Source organism: Shewanella sp. AC91-MNA-CIBAN-0169 (assembly GCF_040310165.1).
Lineage (GTDB): Bacteria > Pseudomonadota > Gammaproteobacteria > Enterobacterales > Shewanellaceae > Shewanella.
This window is the reverse complement of the sequence record NZ_JBEOPM010000162.1, coordinates 1-252: the sequence shown is the minus strand read 5'-3', so window position 1 is coordinate 252 and position 252 is coordinate 1. Positions and strand designations below refer to the sequence as shown.

1 pseudogene is annotated in these 252 nt (G+C 46.4%); it reads left to right on the top strand.

Annotated features, from left to right (window positions below):
• Window positions 1-252, top strand: a pseudogene (locus tag AAEY98_RS22525) (acyl-CoA desaturase); the annotation flags it as partial.

Sequence of the window (252 nt, the reverse complement as noted above, 5' to 3'; positions counted from 1 at the left end):
GCATAAATACTATGGTTTATGGGTACTGGCTACCAACGTTGCGATGGTTGCGGCAGTTGGTTGGTTAATCGGTGACGTTTGGGGCACGCTCGTATTGGCAGGTCTACTGCGCTTGGTATTGACCCACCACTTTACTTTCTTTATCAACTCGTTATGCCACATGTTTGGTACGCGTCCTTATACGGATACCAATAGTGCGCGCGATAACTTTTTCCTTGCTATCTTTACGTGGGGTGAGGGTTATCATAACTA